This is a genomic window from Gandjariella thermophila, assembly GCF_005405885.1.
Lineage (GTDB): Bacteria > Actinomycetota > Actinomycetes > Mycobacteriales > Pseudonocardiaceae > Gandjariella > Gandjariella thermophila.
Map to the genome: position 1 here is coordinate 1 of NZ_BJFL01000092.1, position 2426 is coordinate 2426.

General features: G+C 66.1%; 4 protein-coding genes. All 4 read right to left on the bottom strand.

Going from position 1 to position 2426, the window contains the following annotated elements:
* Nucleotides 1–86: 86 nt before the first annotated feature.
* Nucleotides 87–620 (bottom strand): DUF3558 family protein, encoded by a 534-nt coding sequence (locus FFT21_RS30865; protein ID WP_137816950.1) that lies wholly within the window; start codon nt 618–620, stop codon nt 87–89.
* On the bottom strand, nt 580–828 hold the full coding sequence (locus FFT21_RS28245; protein WP_137816951.1) for a hypothetical protein: 249 nt from the start codon (nt 826–828) through the stop codon (nt 580–582). The genes FFT21_RS30865 and FFT21_RS28245 overlap by 41 nt, the downstream gene beginning before the upstream one ends.
* 101 nt (nt 829–929) lie before the next feature.
* The gene (locus tag FFT21_RS28250; protein WP_137816952.1) at nt 930–1118 is read right to left on the bottom strand and encodes a DUF397 domain-containing protein; all 189 of its coding nucleotides are present in this window, start codon (nt 1116–1118) and stop codon (nt 930–932) included.
* A 9-nt stretch (nt 1119–1127) separates the two neighbouring features.
* Nucleotides 1128–1979 (bottom strand): helix-turn-helix domain-containing protein, encoded by an 852-nt coding sequence (locus tag FFT21_RS28255; protein WP_137816953.1) that lies wholly within the window; start codon nt 1977–1979, stop codon nt 1128–1130.
* Nucleotides 1980–2426: the final 447 nt, after the last annotated feature.

Consider the following 2426-nt stretch of genomic DNA (forward strand, 5'->3'; position numbering starts at 1 on the left):
TGGACGCCGTCGCCGACGAACTCAACGACCGGCCCCGGCAGACTCTCGGCTGGCTCAAACCCACCGAAGTCCTCAACAAACTGCTGCTAGAAGCTGGTGGTGCACCCACTACTTGACACCGCCAGTCCATCCTTGGCTTTGGCAAGGGTAAGTCCAAACCTGGAATGATTTATCCACGTGCACCCAGTCTCACCCGAGCCGTTTGCGGGTTCGCTCTGGGTAGGGAGGCCGAGCTGCTGGAGTTCTTGCGGCTTCAGCAGAGTGCACGGGTCAACCGCGTCGATCGAGCCGCTGGAGGACGCACTCGCGGACGAGCCGGTGGTAGCGCTCGGCTGTCCAGACACCTCGCTGCCGCATCCTGTCAGAGCTAGCACCGTCGCGCCGCCTAACACCAAGTGGCGCACCCGACGAACCCACACGCTCACGCCTTCCCCTCGATCCCCTTGAAGGACCGGGCGTTGGCCTCCTCGGACCGTTGGTATGCCCGCCCGGCTTCCTCGTAGGTTTTGCCGAGGCTCCGCGTGATCTCGGAAGCCTTCTTGAGCACATCCCACGCCGAGTTCGGTCCACCGTGTGCCTTCAGCGCGAACTTCTCTGCCAGCGCGTTTCCCTCCTGACATCGCCGAAGTTGTGCCGTCGAGCGAGCTGGAACGCCCGCATGGCAAGGCTTTCGAGCCTATCGGCGTGGTCGTAGCAGGCTTGGGCGGCCTTGCGGGCGCTGTCGGGGTTGATGAAGAGCTGGCCACCGTCTACGGCGGCGCGGAGGTTGGCGGACTGCTGCTGGAGGTTCGCTAACCCAGCGGCGGACTGCATGAACCCATCGGCCATGGTCAACGTCCTCCCTCGGTGATCTGGCCGCCCCGTAGCGTAGCTGAGACGCCACGTGCCTGGTGGCCGGTTCCAAGAACCGGTCACCAGGCGGCAGAGACTCAGCGGTCGATCGTGCGGAGGAAGGTCCGCCACCGAGCCGGAGCGAAGCTCAGCGTCGGGCCGGTGGGGTTCTTGGAGTCGCGCACGGCTACCCGGGCAGGTGTGAAGGCCACCTCCACGCAGTTGGTGTCAGTGCCGCTGTGGCTGCTCTTGCGCCAGGTCGATCCGGACGTCTTGGGTGCCGCCATCACATGCTCCTAACGATCGCCCAGCTCGCGTGCCAGGCCGGCAATGAACTCGACCGATTCGCGCTGGTCAAGGGCGAGATTGGTGAGGCCCATGACCAGCTTCCGGTAGCTTTTCACGTCCCGCGGGTCGTCCAGGAAGAGGCTGGACGTGTGATTTTCCAGATGCACGATCGCTGGCGCACTGTCGAAGTCCAGTATCACGAAGGGGCCTTCGACCCCGGCGTGCGCACCGACCGACAGCGGTACCACGTGCAGACGAATATGCGGTCGGTTCGCCATCGTCACTAGGTGGTCCAACTGCTGACGCATGACGTCGGTGTCGCCCACCGGTCGTCGTAGGGCCTGCTCGTCGACGATGGCGACGAGGTGTGGCGGAAACTCGCGACTGAGGATGGACTTGCGAGCCAGCCGGGCGGCGACACGGCCCTCGATCAGGTCTTCGGGCACCTTGCCGCCGCGCATGACGGCGCGGGTGTACTCGGCCGTCTGTAACAGCCCCGGTACCAGCATGGACTCGAAGTTGGTGATGAGCTTGGCGTCGGCTTCGAAGCCGACGTAGGTGCGGAAGCGGGCCGACAGGGTGTCGCCGTAGGCGCGCTGCCACCAGCCGCGGTCGTTGGCCTGGCGGGCGAGGTCGAGTAACTCCTCGCGGCGGCCGCCGTGGACGCGATAGAGGGCGAGCAGCGCGGCCACGTCCTCGACCCGGGCACCGCGCCGGCCGTTCTCGATGCGGCTGATCTTGCTGGCCGACATGCCGACCTGGCGGCCGGCCTCGTCGCAGGTGAGCTTCCTTCCTTCCCGCAGTGTGCGAAGCTCGGTGCCGAGCTGGCGGCCCTTCACGGTGGGGTTGGGCTCTGGCATGGTGACCCCCCTGGGATGTGCGTGGTTGGCGCGAACGTTAGGGGGATGGCTCGGCGCCAGGTGAGCCTTGTCACCCAGAGGTGTGATTGCGTGCCAGGCTGGCATGGCGGGCGACTCATTCTCGGTGGGGCAGGGGTTCCCGCCGAGAAGGAGATGTTTCGTGATGGAAGCCCTCTCGCCGGCGCTGGTCGGCGTATTTTCCCGGCTGCGCAATGATTTGTACCGGTACCTGGACGGTGTCGAGGAACTTGCCCGGGAAGGGGAGGACGACGAATTCCTGCGCGGCGCGCGGGCGGACGTGGAGACGCTGGTCGGTTGCGTGCGGACGACAACGGCGTGCAGACCCGTCGCGACCACGGCAACGGCGCCCACGTGCAGGGTTGGACGGTCCAGGGCGCCCAGTACAACCGCACCGCCCAATGCAATACCTGGACGGCCGCGGAGGAC